The following is a 22,006-nucleotide window of genomic DNA, read 5'->3' as shown; positions in this document are numbered from 1 at the left end:
TGACTCGGATTCGAAGTCGGATATGTGAACCAGTTCACAAAGTCCGGATTAATTCACGGTAACGGGCACTCTTGCGAGGCTGCTGTCGGCAGGCCTGGAGCTGGAAGTTCCACCTTAGGTCCTGATGTTGCTCGGGATTTGGCGCTTTTTGATGGCCGGGCCGGTGACAGGGCGCTCGGCCGCCATCAATCCTCAACCGCGCGATCTGTGGCGCTTCCGGTTGGCGCTCCGAGTGGCCTTCGACCGCTTGCGCGGCTCGGGGTCGGCGGCCGGCTCATTGGCCTGCGCGCTCGCCAGCGACTGGCGCAGGCCCTCGACCTGTTCGGTCAGTGCGGCGACCTGGTCGGACAGCTTCTTGGCGTCGGCCTGCTGCGCGGCAAACTGCTTGCGCATGCTCAGCAGCTGGTCCTGCACTTCCTGCAACTGGTCGATGGATTCCTGCTGGGTCACCTCCATGCCCTTGGTCTTTTCCACCAGGGCCTCGGAGACCTGCGCGGTCCGCGCCTGCAACTGACGGGCGGCGACCATCCGGTCAGTTTCCGGCACGTTGCCGCTGAAACTGCGCCACAGCGCGATCGAGCCGATCCCGAACAGCACGAGCACCAGTGCCACGGCGCCGATCGCGATCGGCTGCACGCCGATCAGGCTGCTGGCTTGTGCATTCCGGGGGGCAAGTTCGACCATGCGACCAGAACCGGACATCAATTGAAAGGTTCCGAATAGCACAACCTCGGCGCGGGCAAAACCCCCGGGGATTCAAGCAGGTGGCGAGGGGAGTGCAAAACTCGCCGCAAATTCCGGGGGCTCCTGCCTCAAAACGGGACTGCCCGGCGCGCGTTCGTGGTTCAGCCCGTCGGCGCGATCAGGCCGACCCTCATGTCCTTCGCCAGATAGACGCAAGCGCCGTCGGCCAGCACGCGGCCGTCGGCGATGCCCAGCACCAGCCGGCCGCGCCTGACCTGACGCATGTCGATCTCGTAGCGCACGAGCCTGACGTCCGGCGTGATGTGGCCCCTGAACTTGACCTCGCCGACCCCGAGCGCGCGGCCTTTGCCCGGCGAGCCCGACCAGCCGAGCCAGAAGCCGATGATCTGCCACATCGCGTCGAGCCCGAGGCAGCCGGGCATCACGGGGTCGCCGGCAAAGTGGCAGGCGAAGAACCAATGGTCCGGCGCAACGTCCAGTTCGGCGGCGACCCGGCCCTTGCCGAAGGCGCCGCCGTCGATGCCGATGTCGGTGATGCGATCCATCATCAGCATCGGTGGTGCCGGCAGCTGCGCATTGCCGGGGCCGAAATAGCCGCCCGCGCTCGATCGCAGCAGATCTTCTCTCGTGTAGGACGATTGCGGTGTGTGAAAATCATGCGGGTTGAACAAGATGGCCACCGACCTTGGGGTTATGGTTGAACGTTAGGAGCGGCTGCGCCGCGTGGCTTTTGGCTTCACCGGCGGGGACCTGGCAGGCAGGCGCAGCGCCGCGGCCATGAACGCCCAGACGTCGCCGGTCAGCCTTGCCGGATCCGGCCGCCGGTCGGCCGTGAGCGCGCCGATCAGTGCCTGGCGGATGCCGCCGATCATCAGCGCGATGGTGAGGTGAGAGTCGAGGTTGCCGGGTACGATCCCGTCGCGCTGAGCGGCCTCGATCATTCGTGCCCCGGCTGCCAGCTGGCGGCTGGTGAAGGCGGTCTCGACATCAAGCACTTCGGGCGCCCGGCTCAGCGGTCCGATCACCAGCGGCGCAAACGGGTGCTCATAGTGAAACGCGACATAGGCGCCGATCCGCGCCTTCTCCCGGTCCGCCCAGTTGCTGGCGGACAGCTTGGCGCCGCCGAATGCGGCCTCATCAAGATGTTCATAGAAGTCTTCGACCACGGCGGCGATCAGGCCGGCCTTCGATCCGAAGTGGTGATAGGCGAGCCCGACCGAGACTTGGGCCCGTCTCGCGACGGCCTGCATCTCGATATGCCCTTGGCCTTCGATCAGCTCCTCTTGGGCTGCCGAGAGCAGTCGCTCCCGTGTCCCCTGGCTCGTTGCGCTCATCGTCGGCTCATCGTTTGAATTGAATTCAATTCAAACTGGCGGATGCTAGGATGTCAAGCCTGGGCGCCGAATGGCCGAGCGTGCCGGTGCGGGGCTAGCGAATGGCGTTTGCGATCAAGACCGGGATCTCCGAACCGCGGGCGAATGCGTTCATCTTCACCGCGCAGAAGACCATGTACGGCGGCAAGCTGATCGCGGCCGGCGACATCGTGTTCGTGTTCGCGAGCGAGAACGAGGGCGGCAACGGCCTGATCGCCCGCGCGGTGGTGACCTCAGCCGAACCGGTGCCGCGCAAGCCTGACATCGCCAGGCAGACGCCGCGGGTCAGTATCGCGGTCAGGCGCGTTGCGTTGGCGAAGCGGCCGCTGGGACGCGACGAGCTCAAGCGCTTCAAGGATTGGGACGACGGCCGGCCAGAGACCGAGCTCAACTTCAAGTTCTATCGCCAGGCCACCAACAAGATCGTCGGCATCACGGATGAGACGGCGGCGTTCCTCGATCGGTTCTTCTGATCGGCCACAGCCGTGTCCCCGCAAAAAGTTGCGGCCAGCCTTTGGGGGAAGGCTGGCCGCGCGCGAACCGGTCTGGGACGGGGAGGGGTGGGGATGTGACCGGGTCGCGAACTCGATTCCTTGTTGCCGCTCAGCGCGAGCTTGCGGTTGAAACTGCCGGGCGGTTGTCACCGAGCGAGACCCACACATTGGGATCGCTCTGCGATTGCCGCTTGACGAAGCGGTAGCCGGTCTCCGTCCAGGCGACGATGCTCTCGTTCTGGTTATCGAGCACGAACTCGCCCTTGTCGGTCTTCACCGTCAGCACCGCGTGGCCTTCGCCCTTCTTGTCGCGCACCACCGTGATCAGCAGCGCCTCGCGCGGCCAGCCGGCATCCATCAGCATCTTGCGCTTCAGGAGCACGTAGTCCTCGCAGTCGCCGTAACCGTCAGTCGGCAACGACCATTTCTCGATCACGCCCCAATGATCCATGTCGGTCATCGGCTTGATGGATTCGTTGACCCACTTGTTGACCCGCACGAGGTCGCGCCAGGCGGTCTGCGACAACACGATGTCGCGTGGTTGCGTCTTGCCGCCGCGGCACTCGGCGGGATTGTCGGTGCAGAATTCGACCCAGCCGATCGGCGAGCGCGCAACGTCACCCAAGCTGGCGTAGACCATGTCGCCGGCCTTAGCCGACACGCACGTCGCAAACAGAATGGCGGCAACCGCCAAACCTTTCCCCTGTCCCCTGAACCCAAACATCGTGGCCCCCGTTCTTCTTGTTGGGACCACGTTTCGCACAAAGCTTTTGCGCCGCCGCTAAGTGCGTGAAGTAGATTTGACGCGAATACTGGTAAAAGCTGCGGCGAATTCGATCTTTACTTGAATCGAAATCGCGTAAAATTTGAAACAACTGCAATTGATTCAAATTTTATCTATTAACGCGGCAAGCGCTGCGCCTGCACGGTTTGTTGCCTCAAACGCTCGGGCCGTTAACCGCCGATTTCACGGCGCCAAACGCCGCGAAGGCGGCCACCGGTGCACCGGAGGCCGCCTTCGCGGGCCGAAAACGGGGTCGTGAGCGGTTTTTCGCTTTACCTCACGGTAACGCTCTCTTCGAGCGTTTCCGCAGACTGCTCGTGGACGAACTCGAGCGCGAAGCCTTCTTCGAGATTTCGCACGACGCGGGCCTGCACCCGGCCGAGCATCACCAGCGACTTCAGCGGCGGGCGGTTCTCCGCCGCAATGGCGGCGCCGGACAGGGAAAGGTCGATGATGCGGCAGGTCATCCGCGTGCCGTCTTCCTGGGTGAGCAGGGCGATCGGGTTGCGCGGCACGATACGGTCGTGGCGGCGATCCTCGGGCAGATTGAGGATGTCGCGGTTGGCGAGCCAGGTGAGCTGTGCGGCGAGCTTGTCGCGCTTGCGCGCGGTCGCGCCGATCGTCATCGCAAAGCCGTTGTCGATGATGCGGGTGATGCGGCCCTCGACCCGGCCGATATGGTCGAGATAGGCGATCACGCGGTCGCCGACATTGCCGATGCCGGGCGCCAGCAAGGCGAGACCGCCCGGGGACATGTTGATAATCTGACAGGGAAACTCGCGCCGGTCGGGCAGCATGTAGCGGCCGAGCAGGTGCACCTTGACGCGCTGGAAGCGCCGCCGCTCCTCGGCAACGGGGACGACGGTAGTTTTCTTCTGTGCAAACGACATCACAACAAACCCGACCACCGTCCATTCGGAGCCCCGACGACCCTAAGGCTGATAGGGTTAACGGGGCGTTACGGTTGTGAAAGGGAACCCGGACACGGTGCGAGAGCGATGAGCGAAGCTCACGTGCGCCGTACCTGGGGACGATAGGCTCATTCAGATGCCGCGTCAGGTTCTCCGAACCATCCCGCTGCGGCTTGTGCAGTCTCCTCCAGACCCGGTTCGATGTCTGTGGCCCACGCCACAAACCCATCGGGACGCACCAGCACCGCGCACAAGCCCAGCCGATCGCCGGCATCGCTTGCGACATAGTTGAACCGCCCACGCCAGCGCTCGGCCAGCGCGCGCAGGGGAGAGCGCGGCGCAAAGTCGAGCAGCAGGCCGCGTCCATCTCTGAGCAGTTCGCCGAGTCGCATCCCGCAGGCGAGCTCGAAGTCGGGTGCGCTGCGACCCACCAACGGATGGCCGCCGCCAAGATCGTAGCGCAGCGAAACGCCCCAGACGCGCTCGGCAAAATATGTCGCGCCGTCTGATGTCGCGATCAGATCGCGAATGATGGCTTCGAGCGCGCGTGAGCTTCGGCTCGGCCGCATCAGCGCGACCTGGGCGCGCGACCAGTCCAGGATCTGCGCACCCACCGGATGCCGTTCACTGCAATAGCTGTCGAGCAGATCCGCCGGCGCGTCGCCGCGGATCGTGGCCGCGAGCTTCCAGCCGAGATTCATCGCATCGCCAAGCCCGAGGTTGAGCCCCTGGCCGCCGAGCGGAGAATGGATGTGCGCGGCATCGCCGGCGAGCAACACGCGTCCGTTCCGGTAAGCCGTCGCCTGACAGGCGCGATCTGTCCAGGTGGTGGCGAGCTGGAGGGCCGTCAACGACACGTCGGTGCCGGAGACGCGGCGCAGCACCGCCTGCACATGCTCGCGCGTGATCTCTTGGGTGCGGTGGAAGGCGCCGCCGTCGAAGTCGACCATCGCGATGGTGCCGGGATGCGCATAGGTATACATGCCCGTTGGCGTGTAGTGGCGGCCGGGGCGGAGCGTGTCCGGATCGGCGATCTCGACCTCGACCGAATAGCCGGTGAATTCGGGATCGGTGCCGACGAACTCAAAGCCGCCCGCCTTGCGCACCGTGCTGCGGCCGCCGTCGCAACCGACCAGCCAGCGTCCATGAAACGTCTCGCCGCCGGCGCGAACGATCACGCCGTCATCCGACTGATCGAACCCCTCGACGCCCGCGCCGCGCCTGATCTCGACGCCCATCGCGATTGCGCGCGCGGCGAGTGCGGCTTCGAGCGTCTCCATGTCGACCGCCATGCTGGTGCCGGCCGGACCCGGCAGGCGATACGACCATTTCGACGTGTCGATATCGTCGTGATAAAACTGGATGCCGGCGAAATGGCCGGCCGGGCGGCGCGGCTGCTGCATCCAATGCGCGCCGTTCGACGCGTCATCCTTCGTACGCTGCGGCGCCGCGATGTCGTCCAGCATCCCGCGACGATAGAGGGCCTCGATGGTGGGCGCCGAGAGGCCGCGCATGCCGAACGGCAGCCGCTTCAACGGCGAGCGCGGGTCCGCGGCCTGCTCGAGCACCAGGACTGAGAGCTTTGCGAGCCGCAGCTCGCAGGCAAGCAGCAGGCCGACCGGGCCGGCGCCGGCGATCACGACATCATGGGGGAGGGGGTGGTGCATGAACTGCTCCTTTGTCGATGTTCGACCGGAGCGGTTCGTCGGGTTGAGAACCACACGGACGAACAATGGACGCTTCGACGGCGTCCGGTGTTCGTCGTGGGGATCTCGTGCACGAGGCAGGAGACCAGAGCTTTCGCTTCGTTTGCGAAAGGACTTGGGCTTATCAAACCAAGTCTGCCTTTTCCGACACCGGCGATATAGCGGCGTCGCGGCAGATCCGCAATGGCGATCTGTGCGTGCGGGTTATGGGAACAACGCACGGCCGCCGTGTGCGGCCGCATCGGCATTATCGGGACCGTCGACGCGGCGCGAGCCGGGGCGCGGTGCAAGATTGTCCGGCGTCTTGATGTTGCTGGCGAGGCCTGCGGCCTCGAAGGCCTTGATCAGCCACCAGCCGAGATCGATCTGACCCGGCAACAGCCCAAGCTTGGCGGAGCCCGGATAGGCGTGGTGATTGTTGTGCCAGCTCTCGCCCATGCTGATCAGCCCGGCGATGCCGACATTGTAGCCCTGGGCGGCAACGCCTTCGATGACCCAGGTCTGTCCGCCCTTGCGATGCGAGTAATGACCGATCAGCCAGTGGCCGGTGACGCAGACGGCGACCCGGACGCAGATGCCCCAGACCAGCCAGCTCCACGAGCCGATGGCAAACAACAGGATCGCCAAGGGCAATTGTTGCCACATCCAGGTGCGCTCGACGAAGGCATAGAAGCGGTCGTCGGCAAGCCGCGGTTCGAGCCGGAAGACCGGCGGGTGCTTCAGCACGAGGGTGCAGTGCATTTGCCACCAGGCATCGCGCCAGAAGCCGGCGGCGTGGCGGGAGTAGGCGTGGCACGCCGCCTGGCGTTGCGCCCAGTCGCGGAAATCGTGCAGCCGCACCATGCCGTAGGGGCCGGCCATCCCGACCAGCGTGCCGAGATAGATGCAGAGTCGTTCTAGCCACAGCGGGCAGTCGAAACTCGCATGGATCAGGCGGCGATGCATGCCCACCGAATGGCCGAAGCATAGCGTGATCGCGCTGGTCACGATGAACAGCGCGAATGCGCTCCACGAGAACAGTAGCGGTCCGAACACGATCGCGACCGCGGTCATGCCGCCGAGCCACAACGACTTCGCCGGCGCCCATTGCACGCGCCCATCCAGCGGGTCGGTGCCGTCGTCCGCGAAGATGCGTTCGGATCCGGGTTGCAGCTTCATTCCGTAACCTGAAATTGTACCGCAGGTTTGGATGGAGTAGCCGTTGCTGTCAATCCGCCACGCGCCTCCGTCATGTCGCAGTCCGCATTGGCATCTCCGGCCGCTTCACCTAGCCTGACGTGGCTTAGTAGCTCATCGGCTTAGTCAGCGTTTGGGGCGGAGACGTTCGATCATGCGACTGAAATTCTGGTTTGCACTCGTTGCGGCGATCCTCGCCGGAACAGGCATGGCACGCGCCGCCGAGATGCGGGTCACCTTGCTCGGCACCGGTACGCCGACGCCGCGGCTCTCGAGCTTCAGCGCCGCGACGCTGGTCGAGGCGGGGCCCGAGAAGCTGATCTTCGATTTCGGGCCCGGTCTACGAGAACAACGGCGTCAAGGTCACCGCGATCGAGGTCAATCACGGCGAGAAGATCAAGCCGTCGTTCGGATACGTCGTCGAGTATGACGGCAAGAAGGTGGTGTTGTCGGGCGACACCAGGCCGGACCAGCGGGTGGCGAAGGCGGCCGAGGGTGCCGATCTCCTGATTCACGAGGTCGCGGTGATCGATCCCGACCTGTTCAAGGCCTATCCGAATTATCGGGCGATCGAGAACCATCACACCTCGCCGGAAGAGGCCGGCAAGATCTTCGCGCAGGCCAGGCCGAAGCTTGCGGTCTACTCGCACATCGTGTTCGCGAGCCAGCCGCCGACGCAGGATGTGCCGGAGGACGCGCTGCTGAAGCGGACGCGCACGACCTATCAGGGACCGCTGGTGATCGGGCACGACCTGATGTCGTTCGTGATCTCGGACAAGGTCGAGGGCTTTGCGCCCGACGGCACCGCGATGAAGTGACGATCCGTGCGAAGCCGCGCGGCGGGTTACTTGGCTTCGGCATCCATGGCCGGTTCGGCCGGCACCGCCGGTGGTTCAATAGTCACGGCCTTTAGCACCTTGCGCTTTGCCGCGCGGATCTCGAGCTGCAACGGCAGCTGATAGGACCCGGCCGGCGGCTCGAACGTGAAGGCATGGTGTCCGTCGCCCTTGTTGAGCTTGAGCAGATCGTTGCGAAACTGATCGGCAACGACTTCGCCGACAAGGTTACCGTTGAAGTAGATATCAATCGGTACCCTCTTGTCGGGGTGCTGGTTGTACAGGGCCCAGCCGGCAATCCGCTTTTCGTTGAAGACGTCGACATGGCCGGTGATCTCGCCATACAGGCTCTCGATGCCGGCCTCGATCACCTCGAGGTCGCTCTCGTAGATCGATCGCGTCACATCGAAACTGAAATTCGCCGTATCGACACACTGCTTGAGCAGGTTCTGTCGATGCGCCTTCATTCGTTGCAGCGTGTCCAGCTCGCCCAACTTGACGTACATGCCGACGATACCTTCGATACCAGGATTCATGGTGTCGTTCCCCGCAATGCTACAATCCTGTTTGCCCTCGGTAGCGTTCACAAATCGATGCTTGCTTGCGGGATAATGCTCCGTCAAGACTTGAAGCGCCTCTTCCCGCCAAGACCAGTCACGAGGACCTTCATGACAGGCGTTCATGACATCCCGATCGTCCTGACCTAAAGTCGGTGCGGCCGAACCCGGCCCAATGACAAGGACAGGGAGAGCGAACCGATGGAGCAGATCCGCGTCTGCACGCATGACGGACCTGGAGCCAAGCCCGTAATCCGGACGGTGCCATGGCCGGATGTCGGCAAAAAGGCGGCCTTGATCAAGGTCGGCGCCTGCGGTGTTTGCGGAACCGATCTGCACATCCTGAAGGGACACTGGCCGAAGCCACTGCCATGGCCGTTCACGCTCGGCCATGAGCTCGGTGGCGTGATCGTCGAATGCGGTCCGGAGTTCACCGAAGACTTCATGAGCAAGCCGCTGCGGGTGGGATCGAAGGTGATGATCCCGCCTTTGATGCCGTGCGGCCGCTGCTACTACTGCATCCATTATCCCGCGAGCGCCAACAAGTGCCTGACGCCGGTGTATTACGGCCGCTATCTCGGCTTCGACAAGGCGCCGCACATGTGGGGCGGCTGGGCCGAATATGTCTATGTCGATCTCGACATGCTGCCCGGCACCAAGATCTACAAATTGCCCGACGACATGTCGCTGCGGCTCGGCGCGCTCTCGGAGCCGTTGACGTCCTGCATCCGCGCCTTCAACCGCGCCAGCCGCGCCGGCGGCTTCAGCTGGGGCGACACGGTGGTGATCCAGGGCTCCGGGCCGATCGGCATCCTCGCGGTCGCGGCCGCGCAGGAGATGGGAGCAGGGCGCGTGATCTGCGTCGGCGCGCCGGAGGTGCCGCGGCTGGCGCTGGCGCGCAAGTTCGGCGCCGAGGCGACCGTCGATATCGAGCAGCTCAAGACGCCGGAGGAGCGCATCAAGGCGGTGCGCGATATCGTCGGCGGCTTCGGTGCCGATCTCGTGATGGATTGCTCGGGCCATCCGACCGCCGGCCCCGAGGGCATCGAGATGCTGCGCGACGGCGGCACCTATGTCGAGATGGGACAGTTCACCGACGCCGGTTCGATCAATACGTCGTGGCATCGCATCTGCACCAAGGACCTCAATGTGCTCGGCTCCTGGGGCTTTACCGGCAACGACCTGCCGCTCGGCGTCGACATGCTCTACCGCACGCGCAACAAATACCCCTGGCTCGATATGCAGACGATCTATCCGTTTACCGAGGACGGCGTCGCGCAGGCGGTCGCGGACGCGATGGCGATGAAGACGGTGAAGTCGACCATCGTGCTGTGGCCGGAGCTGGTCGGGTGATGCAGGAAATGGAAGCGGCGCTATTCCTGTTGCAGTGCCCTCAAGAATGCCTGCCGGGGATGGCCGTGATATCGCTCGCCGGGACGACGGTGCGGCGCTAACATCCGCCCATGCAATCGAACCGTGTGCCGCCGAGTGTAACGTTTGCGTGGGGAAACCTGTCCGAGGACTTCGCGCTGTTCCGTACGCTCAGCGCGGAGCAGCGGCTGATCGCCTTTGGTGCGATGACCCGGCGCGACCTGGTGCGTGGCGAGCTGCTGGTCGAGCAGGGCGGCGCTTCGGATTCATTGTTCCTGGTGCTGCACGGCGCACTCGCGGTGTACCGGACCGATCATCCCGAGCCGATTGCGGAGCTTCGCGCTGGCGAGCTGGTCGGCGAGATCGGCTTCTTCGCCAATATCCCGCGCACGGCCAACGTGATCGCGATCCGCGATACCAGCGTGCTGGTGCTGACGCGGGCGGCCTATGCGCGGCTAGTGCAGGAAACGCCCGGCATCGTCGAGGCGGTGCTTGCCGCCCTTGCACAGCGCTTTGCCGTCCAGACCGCGCGACTGTTGCCGGCCCGGGCGTCGCCGAAGGCACGGACCGTCGCGCTGATTGCGGGCGGGCGGGAGCCGGTGCCGCCTGCCTTCGAACAGAGGTTGCGCGAAGGCCTTTCCGCCGCAGGTGCCGAGATCGTCGATCTCGCGCGCATTCAGGCCATGTTCCCCGGCCGCGCGCTCGATTCATCCGAGGTCGCCGACTGGCTCAACCGGATCGAGTATGACGCGCCGCTGGTGGCTTATTTCGGTGGTGCTGAAGCATCCGAATGGGCGCGCAAGACCATTCGCCAGGCCGACCTCGTGGTGTTCGCCTGCCGCGGTGATGCTCCGCCACCGGTTCTCACCGAGATCGAAAGCTTCGCCTGCGGCGTGCATCCGGCGTCGGCGCGGCGCCTGGTTCGCGTTCATGATATCAGGCAACACGAGGTCAGCGGCACCGCGGCCTGGCTCGCGCGGCTGCCTTGCTTCATGCATCACCATGTCGCGCTCGAGGACCAGATCGATATCGAGAGCCTGGTGCGCTTCCTGTGCGGCCGTGCCGTCGGGTTTGTCGCCGGCGGCGGCGGCAGCCTCGGCACCGCGCATGTCGGCGTCTACAAGGCGTTTCGCGAGCGCGGCGCGATGTTCGATATTTTTGTCGGCACCAGCGTCGGTTCGGCGATGGCGGCCGGCTTTGCCAAGAATTACGACGCCGAGCATCTCGAGCGCGGTACCCATGAGATATTCGTCTCCAGCCGCAGCTTCCGCCGCCCGACCTGGCCGCGCTACGCGCTGCTGGACCACAAGGCCTTCGATCGGGCGCTTGCCGATCAATACGGCCACACCTGCCGGATCGAGGATTGCTGGCGGCCGTTCGCGGCGGTCGCGACCAACCTGTCGACGCACAATCTCGAATTGATCAGAACCGGCCTGCTCTGGCAGGCGGTGCGGGCATCCAGCGCCATCCCCGGCCTGCTGCCGCCGTTCTACACGAAGGACGGCTCGATGCTGGTCGACGGATGTCTCGTCGACAACGTTCCGCTGGCGCAAATGCATCAGATGAAGAGCGGACCGAACCTGGTGGTGCATTTCGGCGAGCCGGCGACCGAGATGTTCGACGTCGACTATGCCGCGCTGCCGGGAAGGTTCGAGCTGCTCGCGTCGCTGCTGACGCCGTTCCGGCGGAAAGCGCTTCCTGCCGCGCCGAGCGCCGTCAACGTGTTGTGGCGAAGCCTCGTCGCGCATCAGCGCTACGATACGCTGCCGACGACGCCGCTCGACTTCGTGATGCGCCCGCCGACGCCTGACGGCGTCGACGTGACCGACTTCGACCGTCATCAGGAAATCTTCGAATCCTCGTACCGCTGGGCGCAAGAGACCATTGCCGCCTCGGAGGCGGCGCATCATCCGGCCATTGCAGCGATCGTCGCGTCGGCCAAGGTAACGGACACGGGCACCGACTTGTCCGCGGACAACAGTGCGGATCAGACGACGACTGTGACCGCACCCATTTCCCATCAGGCCCGCGTCGGCTGAACGTCTTGCAGGCGGCGTCGAAGTCGATCATCGTGCCGGCCGAAATCCGGAGATGACGATGCCTTTCGATTTGATTTCTGCGCGGCGGACGGGTGGTCGACCCGTCGCAAAAGCTCGATGCGGTGACGGATGTCGCCTTTGCCGGCGGCAAGGTCGCCGCGGTCGGCCGGGAGCTGAAGGCCGATCCCGCAACCGAGGTCCGCGACGTTTCCGGGCTGATCGTCTCGCCGGGGATCATCGACCTGCACACCCATGTCTATTGGGGCGGCACCTCGCTCGGCATCGACGCGGAAGAGTTCTGCCGGACGTCCGGCGTCACCACGTCGGTCGATACCGGCAGCGCCGGGCCCGGCAACTTCGCCGGTTTCCGCAAGCACGTGATCGAGCCGAGCCAGGTCCGCATCCTCGCCTATCTGCATGTCTCGCATGCCGGCATCTTCGGCTTCTCCGACCGCGTGATGGTCGGCGAGAGCGAGGAGTTGCGGCTGATGAATCCGGTCGACGCGGCGCGCGTGGCGGACGAGAACCGCGACCTCATCGTCGGCATCAAGGTGCGGGTCGGCCTGTTCGCCTCGGGCACCTCGGGGCTGGTGCCGCTCGAGATCGCGCTCGAGGTTGCCGAACAGGTCGGCATGCCCCTGATGGCGCATATCGACCATCCGCCGCCGAGCTATGAGGAGGTGCTCGCGCGGCTGCGTCCGGGCGATGTGTTGACGCATGCGTTCCGTCCGTTTCCCAACACGCCCGCGACCGCGCAAGGCACGGTGAAGAAGGTGGTGCTGGAGGCGCGCGAGCGCGGCGTGCTGTTCGATATCGGCCATGGCAAGGGCTCGTTCGCCTTCAAGACCGCGCGCGCGATGCTCGCCAATGGCTTCTACCCAGACACCATCTCTTCCGACATCCATCAGCTCTGCATCGACGGCCCGGCTTTCGACCAGGTGACGACGATGTCGAAATTCCTCTGCATGGGGATGTCGCTGCCGGACGTGATCGCGGCGTCCACCGTCAACGCCGCGATGGCGTTGCGTCGCCCGGAGCTCGGCAGCCTCAAGCCCGGCAGCGTCGGCGACGCCACGCTGATCTCGATCAAAGAAGGGCAGTTCGACTATGTCGACGTCGTCGGCGAACACCTGACCGGCGATCGCAAGATCGTCTCCGAAGGCGTCGTGATCGGCGGACGCTGGTGGCATCCGAGATAGCGCGCGTCCTCACAAGATCCGCGTCCGCTTCGCCCTTCATAAAGGCGACATGGAAGCCGATCTGAATGAATGTCGGCCAAGGGCCAGCAGCACATATCCCGCACACTTTCCAATCGCTTGAAAGTGCGGTCATATGGCGTCCGGTGACACTTGGTGTCTTGGGCCCACGGTGCCCGCCTGCACGGGGAGAATGCGCGTGAAGGAACTCGCTGGAAAGACCGCGTTCGTGACCGGTGCAGCGTCAGGCATTGGATTGGGAATCGCGACAGCTCTCGCCCAGGCGGGGGTGAAAGTCATGCTTTGCGATATCGAAGAAGCGGCCCTGTCCACGGCGCTCGAGCAACTGAGGCTCACCAACGTCGATGTCGACGGCGTGAAAGCCGACGTCTCGCTCAAAGCCGAACTCGCGGCGGCGGCTGAAGCCACGACGGCCCGCTACGGCAAGGTGCATATCCTCGTCAACAACGCGGGCGTCGGCGGCGGTGGCCCCTATGGCACCTGGACCGACGCGTCATGGAATTGGACCCTGGGCGTCAACCTGATGGCGACCATTTGGGGGATCGAGATTTTCGGGCCGTTGATCGAGCAGCATGGCGAGGGTGGACACATCGTCTCCACAGCCTCGCTCGCCGGGCTTATTTCAGGGGGGAGCACTGCATACAACGTCTCAAAATATGGCGTGGTCGCGCTGTCCGAAGGCCTGCGGCCTGAACTTGCGCCGCGCGGGATTGGCGTATCGGTGCTGTGTCCCGGGTTCATCCGCACTCAAATCGTGAACTCAGGGCGCAACCTACCCAAGCGCTTCGAGGGGGCGGTCCGTGCCATGCCGACTTCAGGCCCGATTGCCGAGCGGATCAATCTGGTGCGCGAGCGCGTCTCTCAGGGCATCGATCCGATGTATGTCGGTGAACTCGTCCGCGAAGGCGTCGAAAACGACTGGCCCTATATCTTCACCGACCTCGAATTCGAGCCGATCGTCGACGCGCGCTTCGCTGCAATCAAGCAAGGCTTTGACCACATCCGCGGGCGCAACCCGAAACGTTGAGTGCGCAGGGCGCGGGTGAAGAAGGTGGTGCTACTACCCGACCTGATCGCTGCGTCCACTGTCAATGCCGCGATGGCGCTCCGGTGATCGCAAGATCGCGCCTAGACGGCGCCCTCGTCGGGAATATTCAACACGATGCCGCAGCTTTTGCAGTGGACCGCATCGATATCGTGACGAAGAAGGCCACAGGATGGGCATCTGAACCGCACATTGCTTGGGCTGAACAACACCTTTGCCAGGTTCAGGAAGAGTGTGACACCGAATATCATGATCACAACTGTAATCATGCGACCCGGCGTTCCCGGTAAAGTGATATCGCCAAAGCCCGTGGTCGTGAGCGCGGTAATCGTGAAGTAAAGTGCGTCTGCGTAATTCTTGATGCCGGGGTTCACACCTCGCTGCGTTTCGTAAACCACGCCCGTCATGATGAAAACAAAGACGGACAGATTGGTGATTGCGACCAGCAGTTCTTCGTTGCGACGAAAGAAGACGCTGTCCTCACGGAGGAATCGTACCACCCGGTACGTTCGCAACAGCCGAAACGTGCGGAGTACGCGCAGGAAGGCCGCGGCTTCGCTCGCTGTTGCCGCCAGCAAGGATACGATCGCAGCGACGTCGGTCCAGGTCGTGATGCTGAGCAGTTCGCGGCTCACCCGACGACTTCCTGCCATGCGCAACATCAACTCGACCAGAAAGGCGACACCAAAGGCAACATCGAGGCCACGTACCAAAGCACTGCGCGGCAGGAACGACGTGCCGATGATGAACAGGAGTGAGGCCAAATCAAAGACCAGAAGCGCATAGAGAAAGCGACGCGAATTAGCGCTGCGTCCACAGTACAGGTGGCGCATCGAAGTCCGAAATCGTGAAAGCGGCGTTCGGGGAGAGCCCTCAGCCTGCACTCCCAGTGCTGACACGCTTGTCGCCTCCACAGGCTGTGGCCTGCCAGCCTCCGGCACCTGGCCTAACCGTTCCTGCAACCACGCCAAATGACGAAGCTTGATGTAGGTCAAGGCGGGAGCAACTGGTCCCGGTCAATTCCGACAGTCTGTTGCCAGAGCTGTGGGGTAAATCCAATGGGCGTTATTTGGACGATTATTATTGGTTTTATTGTCGGAGTGATCGCCAAGTTCATCATGCCTGGCGACAAGTCGGAGCCCAAGGGCTTCATTCTCACGGCCGTCCTTGGAATTGTCGGCGCTTTCGTCGCGACCTACCTTGGCCAGGCCGTTGGATGGTACGCACCCGGGGAGAGCACAGGCTTCATCGGTGCTGTTGTCGGCTCAATCATTCTGCTGTTTCTCTACGGCCTCGTGATGGGCCGCCAAGGGCGCGCTTGATTGATTGGCCATCGGCGGTCGTCGCTACAGGCGGGCGATCATTGCGGCTGGCCACTACCCTTCGGAAGGATCGCGAAACTCGCCGATCTTGCGTACGGCGACGTCGATCGACATCCCCAGATAGTCTTTCGCATCGCCAAACCATGAACCAGCCAATGGGATCGCTTGGCCTGGATAGCGCGCAATCGCCACCGGGATCAGATCAAATCCGGCACTGATGCTGTTGGTCGGGTCGTAATCCAGCCAACCGGCACCGGGAAGAAACACCTGCAGCCACGCATGCGTTGCGCCGGACCCGGTCATGCCAACCGCGCCACCGTCCACGGTTGCGTCATAGAGGTAGCCGCTGACGAAGCGCGCCGCAAACCCGAGCCGGCGCAAGGTCTCGATCATCAGCCAGGCAAAGTCCCGGCAGGTGCCAGACCTTGTGCGGAGAGTATCGCCTGGCGATTGCGTCCCCTCGGCATCCCTCGCGCAATAGCGGAAGGAGTCGCGAAACGAGCCGAGCAGGCGCTGCAAAACATCGGTTGTTCGATCCTGGTCACCCGCGACGAAGCTCTTCGTCCATGCTGACACGCTGCCGTCGGGATCGTCCGCGTGAGGCCGCAGATAACCGGCGAGATCGGTCCACTCATCCGGGGTGTACTGTACCGGCACCTCGTCGGCCCGAGACTCGAGCGGAAACGCCTCAATCCCCTTCACCCCGAAATAGACTCCGCGAACCTTGAACGCGATTTTGAGTTCACTGGATCGCTCGCTGAAGTCCATCACCGTTATGGCGTTGGTCCGGGGGTCGGTAACCCAGCGGATCGTTGACGGCACGCTGGTCTTTACCGACCAGCTCAGCAACCGCGCAGAAGCGCCGCGCCGCGGCAGGAACATGGCTCGATGGGTACCGAAGGTGACAGGCGCAGCGTATCGGTAGGTGGTGGTATGGCTTATTTCGCCGAGCATCGCCATACGAGCCTTCTCCCGGTTCGACTGTCGCGTCGAGGAAGAACGAAGATCGGGTTAGTGCGTGGCCGAAGCAGTGGAACGCGCCGCCAACCGGACTTCATGCAGACGAAAGGAAGTTGATCTTGATCTAGGTCAACATCCCTGTGCTGCGAATGATGCGCAGTCGCAGCAAACCAATCGCGCCGATCGATGTCGCGCGACCGGTTCGCCGGTTCATGCTGTCATCAAAAAAAGATCGGCAGTGCGAATAATGTTCACGCCTTGCGCCGCCAAGGCCGCACCACATCTCCGCACCGCAATTCTTGGGTGAGGTTTGGCTCCCAAACCGCCCAGTTGCGAATTGTGGAGATGGACTATGGACTTCCTCGGTTTTCTTAATGGTTCAGGTTTGACTCAGCCTGCCATTTGGATCGCTGCAGCGGTCGCATGTGTGATCCTGCTGCGCATATCGAACGTATTTCGCTACATTCCCAACAACCAGGTCGGCATCGTCGAGAAGATGTGGGCGATGAGGGGCTCGATCGAGAACGGCTTCATCGCGCTGAACGGTGAGGCCGGCTACGAGCCGGAGGTGCTGCGCGGCGGCCTGCATGTGATGTTTCCCTTCATGTACCGGATTCACCGCTCGGACCTCGTCACCGTCGGCCAGGGCAAGATCGCCTATGTGTTCGCGCGCGACGGCGCGGTGCTGGAGCCTTCGCAGGTGCTCGGCGCCAACGACACCGAAGACAAGTCGGACTTCCAGGACGCGCGCCGCTTCCTGATCGGCGGCGGCCAGAAGGGTCCGCAGCGCAAGATCCTGCGCGAAGGCACCTATGCGATCAACACGACGCAGTTCGCCGTCATCACCGACGAGCGCGTTTATGGTCATGCGCTCAGCGAGCGGGAACGCGGCGTGCTCGAGAGCATGCAGCTCACGATCACCGAACGCTGGGGTTTTGCGCCGGTCGTGCTGGCGGCCGATCACGATCTGGTCGGCATCGTCACCGTGCATGACGGCCCGTCGCTGCCCCCGGGCGAGATCATCGCGCCCGAAGTCGGCATCGAGCTGCGCGACGCGGCGACCTTCCACAACAATTTCCAGGAGCCCGAGAAATTCCTGAGCGCCGGCGGCTATCGCGGCCGCCAGCTCCAGGTCATCGTCGAGGGAACCTGGTACATCAACCGCCTGTTCGCGACCGTCGAGGCGGTGCCGAAGACGGTGATCCCGGTCGGCAATGTCGGCGTCGTCATCTTCTATACCGGCCCGCGCACCGACGACGTTTCCGGCGAGCAGTATCGCCACGGCGAGCTGGTGCTGAACGGCAGCCGCGGCGTCTGGAAGGACCCGCTGTTGCCGGGCAAGTACGCGTTCAACACCTATGCCGGCAAGATCGAGGTGATCCCGACCGTCAACTTCATCCTGAAATGGATGCGCGGCGAGGTCGGATCGATGAAGCTCGACGAGAACCTGTCGGAAATCTCGCTGATCACCAAGGACGCGTTCGAGCCGACGCTGCCGCTCTCGGTGGTGATGCATATCGACTACAAGAAGGCACCGATGATCATCCAGCGCTTCGGCGATGTGAAGAAGCTGGTCGAGCAGACGCTCGACCCGATGGTCAGCGCGTTCTTCAAGAACATCGCGCAGAAGATGACGCTGATCGAGCTGTTGCAGAACCGCGCCGCAATCCAGGAGGAAGCGGCCCACGACATGAAGGCGAGGTTCGAGAGCTATTCGCTCGACCTTCAGGAGGTGTTGATCGGCACGCCGCGCGCGGCCCCTGGTGACCACACCATCGAGAACATCCTGATCCAGCTCCGCTCGCGCCAGATCGCGCGCGAGCAGATCGAGACCTATCAGGAGCAGGAGAAGGCCGCGGTGCAGGAGCGCGCGCTGAACGAAGCCAAGGCGACGGCGGCGGCGCAGACGGCGCTGACGCAGTCGCTGATCCAGGTCAAGGTCAACGAGAACGAGGGCGCCGCTGCCTTGGCCCGTGCGCAGAAGGACGCCGAGACGAGGAAGGTGACCGCAGCCGCGGTCGGCGAGCAGTCGCGGCTGGAAGGCCAGGGCGAGGCCGACCGGGTGCTCGCCGTCGGTACCGCCAACGCGCAGGCGACCAAGCTGTCGGTCGATGCCTATGGCGGGCCGGAATATCGCCTGGCCGAGCAGAACTTCGCGAAGTTCGCCGATGCGCTGACACGGATCAACCAGCCGCTGGTGCCGCAATTCCTGATGTCGGGCGGGCAGGGGCAAGAGAGCAGCAATGCGGGCCTGATCCCGACCGCGATGCTGAGCTCGATGTTCGGGCAGATGATGCCCGGCGCATTGGAGAAGTTGAGGGACGAGGCACCGAAGGCCGCGCGCCGCACCAACGGTCAGTGAGGTGGCGATACTCAGGCGAAGTCGAATAGCAGACAAGTGCACTCCCTCTCCCGCTTGCGGGGGAGGGGTATTTGCACGAATTCGGAATATTAGAAATATATCGGTGATTTGCCCGACGTGTCAAGTTGCCCGGTGGGACGGCGGCAGCCGTCGGCTACTTTGCATGGGGTTGTTTTCGATATTTTGGCGGCGCGCAGTGGGGCGGCCTCGGGTGGGCTCTCTCCGCGAGCCACGTTGTGGAGAAAGCCGATCAACCTGCCTGCGTGCTGCGCGGCTAACCGAACGATAATCTGCGGCACAAAGATCGCGCCGCCGACCCTATTCAGTCTTGTCGACGTTCCAGAACACCGGCGGCGCCGGGCCTTCCAGCACGCCGGTCAGCGATTTGCGCCAGGCGCTCGGCAAGCGGAACTGGCCGAGCGGGACATAGATCACCTGATCATAGGCCTGCTTCTGGATCTCCACCGCGAATTTCTTCTGGTCCTCAGCGGAAGTGGCGCGCGCGTAGGCGTCGCGCATCTGCTCGAGCTTGGCGTCCTCGGGCCAGCCGAACCAGGCCCGCTTGCCATTCGCGGCGATCTGGTTGTTGACGATCGGGTTCATCACCTCGGTCGCACCCGTGAAGGTGAAGAACAGGTTCCAGCCGCCTTCCTTGGGCGGCTTCTGGCTGGCGCGGCGGCTCACCACGGTCTGCCAGTCGGTCACCTGCGCGTCGACATTGAAGCCGGCCGCGCGCAACAGCTGCGCCGCGACGGTCGGGGGGCCCTTCAGCGTCTGCACGTCGCCGGGGATCATGATCACGACCGGCGTGCCGTCATAGCCGGAGGCGGCCAGCGCCTTCTTGGCCTCGGCCATGCCGTTGCCCTTGATCAGCGTCTCCGCGCCGGCGTCGCTGGCGAGCGGTGTGTCGCAGGCGAAATAGGAGCCGCAGATCTCGTAGTATTTGGCGTTGCCGACGGTGGCGTCGAGCACGTCCTTCTGGTTCATCGCCAGGAATGCCGCGCGGCGGATTTTGGGATTGTCGAATGGCGGGTGCAGGAAGTTCATCCGGCCCTCGATCTGGAAGCCGAACTTGTTCAGCACGGCCACGGTGAGATCGGAATTGGCCTCAAGCACCGGCACCAGGTCGATCGACGGCTGTTCCAGGAAATCGATGTCGCCGGATTGCAGCGCGTTGATCGCGGTCTGCGCATCCGGCATCGTGATCCATTCGACGCGATCGACTTTCGCGATCTTGCCGCCCGACAGCCAGTCCGGCTTTTCCTTGCGCGGCACGTAGTCGGCGTTGCGCTCATAGACCGCCTTCACGCCCGGCTGGAATTCGGCCTGCACGAACTTGAACGGCCCGCTGCCGATCTGCTCGGCGATCTGTTTGCCGGCCGGCGTCTCCGCGAGCCGCTTCGGCATCATGAAGGCGACATAGGAGGAGGGCTTTGCCAGCGACTCCAGCACCAGGCCGTACGGCTCCTTGAGCTTGAGCACGATCGTCTTCAGTCCGCCGGCCTCCAGCGAGGCGGTGAACTCAGCCAGCTTCTGCGCCATGCCGTCGACGACGGTCCAGCGCTTCAGCGATGCGATGCAGTCCTCCGCCGTGACCGGCGCGCCATCATGCCATTTCAGGCCGTCGCGCAGCGTGAATGTGTAGGTGAGCTTGTCGTCCGAGATCGTCCAGTCCGCCATCTGCGGCCGGACCTTGAAGCTTGAATCGATGCCGAGCAGCGTGTCGTAGACCATGTAGCCATGGTCGCGGGTGATATAGGCGGTGGTGAAACCGGGATCGATGATGCGCAGGTCCGAATGCATCACCGCCGATATGGTCTTGCCCTTGCCGGCGGCGATCGCTCTCGATGCGAGGATAGCCGGGGCCGCGATGACCGGCGGCACGCTGGCCGCGAGCTTGAGGAGCGTTCTGCGCGAAACATCGACCATTCGCCGTCCCCCGATTTTGTCGTTGCGCCGGCACGTAGGCCGCAGCGGCCCGCATGCTTCACCAATCTGTTACTGAAAGCAAGCAAGGGCCATGCCGCCAATCTCAGGGTTTCGGCGGCGGGTTGGCGTGGACCGTGACGTGAACGTTCGATGACCGCGGCCGTCGCGCGCACGGCAGGCACCGCGCAAGCGCGCATCCTGCATAGGAGCCTGCGCTTCCTGCCGCACCTCACAGGCTGTTCGGACCCCGATCCGCCGTGTAGGCTTGTGGTCTGCCGGCCAGCAATAAGGCCATATCCCGCACAATCTATGGGAACAAGCAGCCGAGGGAGTCCAGAAGAACCGTCATGACCGATATCCGATACGTAGCACCGCGCACGCTTGATGAAGCGATTGGCGCATTTGCTGCCGCCGGGAGTGCCGCCCGCATTATGGCGGGGGGTACCGACTTATTGGTGCAAATGCGCTCCGGCCTGGTGCGGCCGGGACTGATCGTCGACATCAAGAAGATCGGCGAGATGACCGAGATCACCGAGGCCGCCGATGGCGGCTTCCGCGTCGGCGCTGCCGTCTCCGGCATGGAGCTCGCCGATCACGCGCGCTTCGGCAAGGTATGGCCCGGCGTGCTCGAGGCCGTGAACCTGATCGGCTCCAAGCAGGTGCAGGGCCGCGCCTCCGCCGGCGGCAATCTCTGCAACGGCTCGCCGGCCGGCGACAGCGTGCCGGCGATGATCGCGGCGGGCGCCGTCGTCACCGTGCAGGGCCCGAACGGCCGCCGCGAGCTCAAGGTCGAGGACGTGCCGGCCGGACCCGGCCGCACCAACCTCAAGCCGGGCGAGATCCTCGTCAGCTTCACCTTGCCGCCGCGACCCAAAGGCTCGGGCGATGCTTACTTGCGGATGATTCCGCGCACCGAGATGGACATCGCGGTGGTCGGCATCGGCGTCAGCCTGACCCTGAAGGACGGCGTCTGCACCGCGGCCCGCGTCGGCCTCGGCGCGGTGGCGCCGACCGCGCTTTTGGTCACGCCGGCTGCGCAGGCGCTGCTCGGCTCGAAGCTCGACGACGCTGCGTTGGAGGCTGCCGCTGCTGCTTGCCGCGCCGCTTGCCGTCCGATCGACGACAAGCGCGGCACCATCGCCTACAGGATAAAAACCGCCGGCGTGCTGCTCAAGCGCACCGCCGCGATCGCCGCCCAGCGCGCGGGAGGACACTAGCA

20 protein-coding genes and 1 pseudogene are annotated in these 22,006 nt (G+C 64.0%); 10 read left to right on the top strand and 11 right to left on the bottom strand.

Going from position 1 to position 22,006, the window contains the following annotated elements:
- Positions 1–192: 192 nt before the first annotated feature.
- The 3 genes from ACVIGA_RS05020 to ACVIGA_RS05010 form a co-directional block, all read right to left on the bottom strand.
- Entirely contained in the window at positions 193–684 is a 492-nt protein-coding gene (locus ACVIGA_RS05020) for a hypothetical protein (protein ID WP_456665525.1), read from the bottom strand.
- Between the two features lie 161 nt (positions 685–845).
- Entirely contained in the window at positions 846–1,376 is a 531-nt protein-coding gene (fabA, locus tag ACVIGA_RS05015) for a bifunctional 3-hydroxydecanoyl-ACP dehydratase/trans-2-decenoyl-ACP isomerase (RefSeq protein WP_456665524.1), read from the bottom strand.
- A 33-nt stretch (positions 1,377–1,409) separates the two neighbouring features.
- On the bottom strand, positions 1,410–2,039 hold the full coding sequence (locus tag ACVIGA_RS05010) for a TetR/AcrR family transcriptional regulator (RefSeq protein WP_456665523.1): 630 nt from the start codon (positions 2,037–2,039) through the stop codon (positions 1,410–1,412).
- 101 nt (positions 2,040–2,140) lie between these two features.
- Between ACVIGA_RS05010 and ACVIGA_RS05005 the strand changes: the two genes are divergently transcribed.
- Complete coding sequence (locus ACVIGA_RS05005) at positions 2,141–2,551, top strand: hypothetical protein (protein ID WP_456665522.1); 411 nt, start codon at positions 2,141–2,143, stop codon at positions 2,549–2,551.
- 130 nt (positions 2,552–2,681) lie between these two features.
- Here the strand turns inward: ACVIGA_RS05005 and ACVIGA_RS05000 are convergent, their stop codons facing one another.
- The 4 genes from ACVIGA_RS05000 to ACVIGA_RS04985 all read right to left on the bottom strand — a co-directional run bounded on the left by ACVIGA_RS05000 (position 2,682) and on the right by ACVIGA_RS04985 (position 7,131).
- Positions 2,682–3,296 (bottom strand): transglutaminase-like cysteine peptidase, encoded by a 615-nt coding sequence (locus tag ACVIGA_RS05000; protein WP_456665521.1) that lies wholly within the window; start codon positions 3,294–3,296, stop codon positions 2,682–2,684.
- A 332-nt stretch (positions 3,297–3,628) separates the two neighbouring features.
- Complete coding sequence (locus ACVIGA_RS04995; RefSeq protein ID WP_456665520.1) at positions 3,629–4,246, bottom strand: PilZ domain-containing protein; 618 nt, start codon at positions 4,244–4,246, stop codon at positions 3,629–3,631.
- Positions 4,247–4,395: 149 nt separating this feature from the next.
- Entirely contained in the window at positions 4,396–5,934 is a 1,539-nt protein-coding gene (locus ACVIGA_RS04990; protein ID WP_456665519.1) for an FAD-dependent monooxygenase, read from the bottom strand.
- Between the two features lie 243 nt (positions 5,935–6,177).
- Positions 6,178–7,131 (bottom strand): acyl-CoA desaturase, encoded by a 954-nt coding sequence (locus tag ACVIGA_RS04985; RefSeq protein WP_456665518.1) that lies wholly within the window; start codon positions 7,129–7,131, stop codon positions 6,178–6,180.
- Between the two features lie 172 nt (positions 7,132–7,303).
- Here ACVIGA_RS04985 and ACVIGA_RS04980 point away from each other — a divergent pair, with 172 nt between their 5' ends.
- Both ACVIGA_RS04980 and ACVIGA_RS04975 read left to right on the top strand, forming a co-directional pair.
- The gene (locus ACVIGA_RS04980; RefSeq protein ID WP_456665517.1) at positions 7,304–7,579 is read left to right on the top strand and encodes a hypothetical protein; all 276 of its coding nucleotides are present in this window, start codon (positions 7,304–7,306) and stop codon (positions 7,577–7,579) included.
- The gene (locus tag ACVIGA_RS04975) at positions 7,476–7,967 is read left to right on the top strand and encodes an MBL fold metallo-hydrolase (protein ID WP_456670740.1); all 492 of its coding nucleotides are present in this window, start codon (positions 7,476–7,478) and stop codon (positions 7,965–7,967) included. The genes ACVIGA_RS04980 and ACVIGA_RS04975 overlap by 104 nt, the downstream gene beginning before the upstream one ends.
- Positions 7,968–7,993: 26 nt before the next feature.
- On the opposite strand, the gene ACVIGA_RS04970 is transcribed toward ACVIGA_RS04975, so the two are convergent.
- Positions 7,994–8,668 (bottom strand): hypothetical protein, encoded by a 675-nt coding sequence (locus tag ACVIGA_RS04970; RefSeq protein ID WP_456665516.1) that lies wholly within the window; start codon positions 8,666–8,668, stop codon positions 7,994–7,996.
- A gap of 75 nt (positions 8,669–8,743) precedes the next feature.
- On the opposite strand from ACVIGA_RS04970, the gene ACVIGA_RS04965 reads away from it, so the two are divergent.
- The 4 genes and pseudogenes from ACVIGA_RS04965 to ACVIGA_RS04950 all read left to right on the top strand — a co-directional run bounded on the left by ACVIGA_RS04965 (position 8,744) and on the right by ACVIGA_RS04950 (position 14,196).
- Positions 8,744–9,895 carry a zinc-binding dehydrogenase gene (locus ACVIGA_RS04965; RefSeq protein ID WP_456665515.1) on the top strand — a complete coding sequence of 384 codons (1,152 nt, stop codon included), beginning with the start codon at positions 8,744–8,746 and terminating at the stop codon, positions 9,893–9,895.
- A 110-nt stretch (positions 9,896–10,005) separates the two neighbouring features.
- Entirely contained in the window at positions 10,006–11,952 is a 1,947-nt protein-coding gene (locus ACVIGA_RS04960; protein WP_456665514.1) for a cyclic nucleotide-binding and patatin-like phospholipase domain-containing protein, read from the top strand.
- Positions 11,953–12,010: 58 nt separating this feature from the next.
- Positions 12,011–13,151 (top strand): annotated as a pseudogene (locus tag ACVIGA_RS04955) (amidohydrolase/deacetylase family metallohydrolase).
- Positions 13,152–13,347: 196 nt separating this feature from the next.
- Positions 13,348–14,196: an SDR family NAD(P)-dependent oxidoreductase gene (locus ACVIGA_RS04950; RefSeq protein ID WP_456665513.1), complete on the top strand. Its 849-nt coding sequence runs from the start codon at positions 13,348–13,350 to the stop codon at positions 14,194–14,196.
- Between the two features lie 101 nt (positions 14,197–14,297).
- Here the strand turns inward: ACVIGA_RS04950 and ACVIGA_RS04945 are convergent, their stop codons facing one another.
- Entirely contained in the window at positions 14,298–15,047 is a 750-nt protein-coding gene (locus ACVIGA_RS04945; RefSeq protein ID WP_456670739.1) for a potassium channel family protein, read from the bottom strand.
- Positions 15,048–15,272: 225 nt separating this feature from the next.
- Here ACVIGA_RS04945 and ACVIGA_RS04940 point away from each other — a divergent pair, with 225 nt between their 5' ends.
- Entirely contained in the window at positions 15,273–15,536 is a 264-nt protein-coding gene (locus ACVIGA_RS04940) for a GlsB/YeaQ/YmgE family stress response membrane protein (protein ID WP_223976434.1), read from the top strand.
- A 54-nt stretch (positions 15,537–15,590) separates the two neighbouring features.
- Here the strand turns inward: ACVIGA_RS04940 and ACVIGA_RS04935 are convergent, their stop codons facing one another.
- Positions 15,591–16,496: a transglutaminase family protein gene (locus tag ACVIGA_RS04935; protein WP_456665512.1), complete on the bottom strand. Its 906-nt coding sequence runs from the start codon at positions 16,494–16,496 to the stop codon at positions 15,591–15,593.
- A 352-nt stretch (positions 16,497–16,848) separates the two neighbouring features.
- Between ACVIGA_RS04935 and ACVIGA_RS04930 the strand changes: the two genes are divergently transcribed.
- Complete coding sequence (locus tag ACVIGA_RS04930; RefSeq protein ID WP_456665511.1) at positions 16,849–18,858, top strand: SPFH domain-containing protein; 2,010 nt, start codon at positions 16,849–16,851, stop codon at positions 18,856–18,858.
- Between the two features lie 318 nt (positions 18,859–19,176).
- Here ACVIGA_RS04930 and ACVIGA_RS04925 read toward each other — a convergent pair whose 3' ends face one another.
- Entirely contained in the window at positions 19,177–20,787 is a 1,611-nt protein-coding gene (locus ACVIGA_RS04925; RefSeq protein WP_456665510.1) for an ABC transporter substrate-binding protein, read from the bottom strand.
- A 356-nt stretch (positions 20,788–21,143) separates the two neighbouring features.
- On the opposite strand from ACVIGA_RS04925, the gene ACVIGA_RS04920 reads away from it, so the two are divergent.
- Positions 21,144–22,004: an FAD binding domain-containing protein gene (locus tag ACVIGA_RS04920; protein ID WP_456670738.1), complete on the top strand. Its 861-nt coding sequence runs from the start codon at positions 21,144–21,146 to the stop codon at positions 22,002–22,004.
- Positions 22,005–22,006 lie beyond the last annotated feature (2 nt).

This window comes from Bradyrhizobium sp. USDA 3240 (genome assembly GCF_054063295.1).
This window is presented reverse-complemented; position numbering and strand designations above follow the sequence as displayed.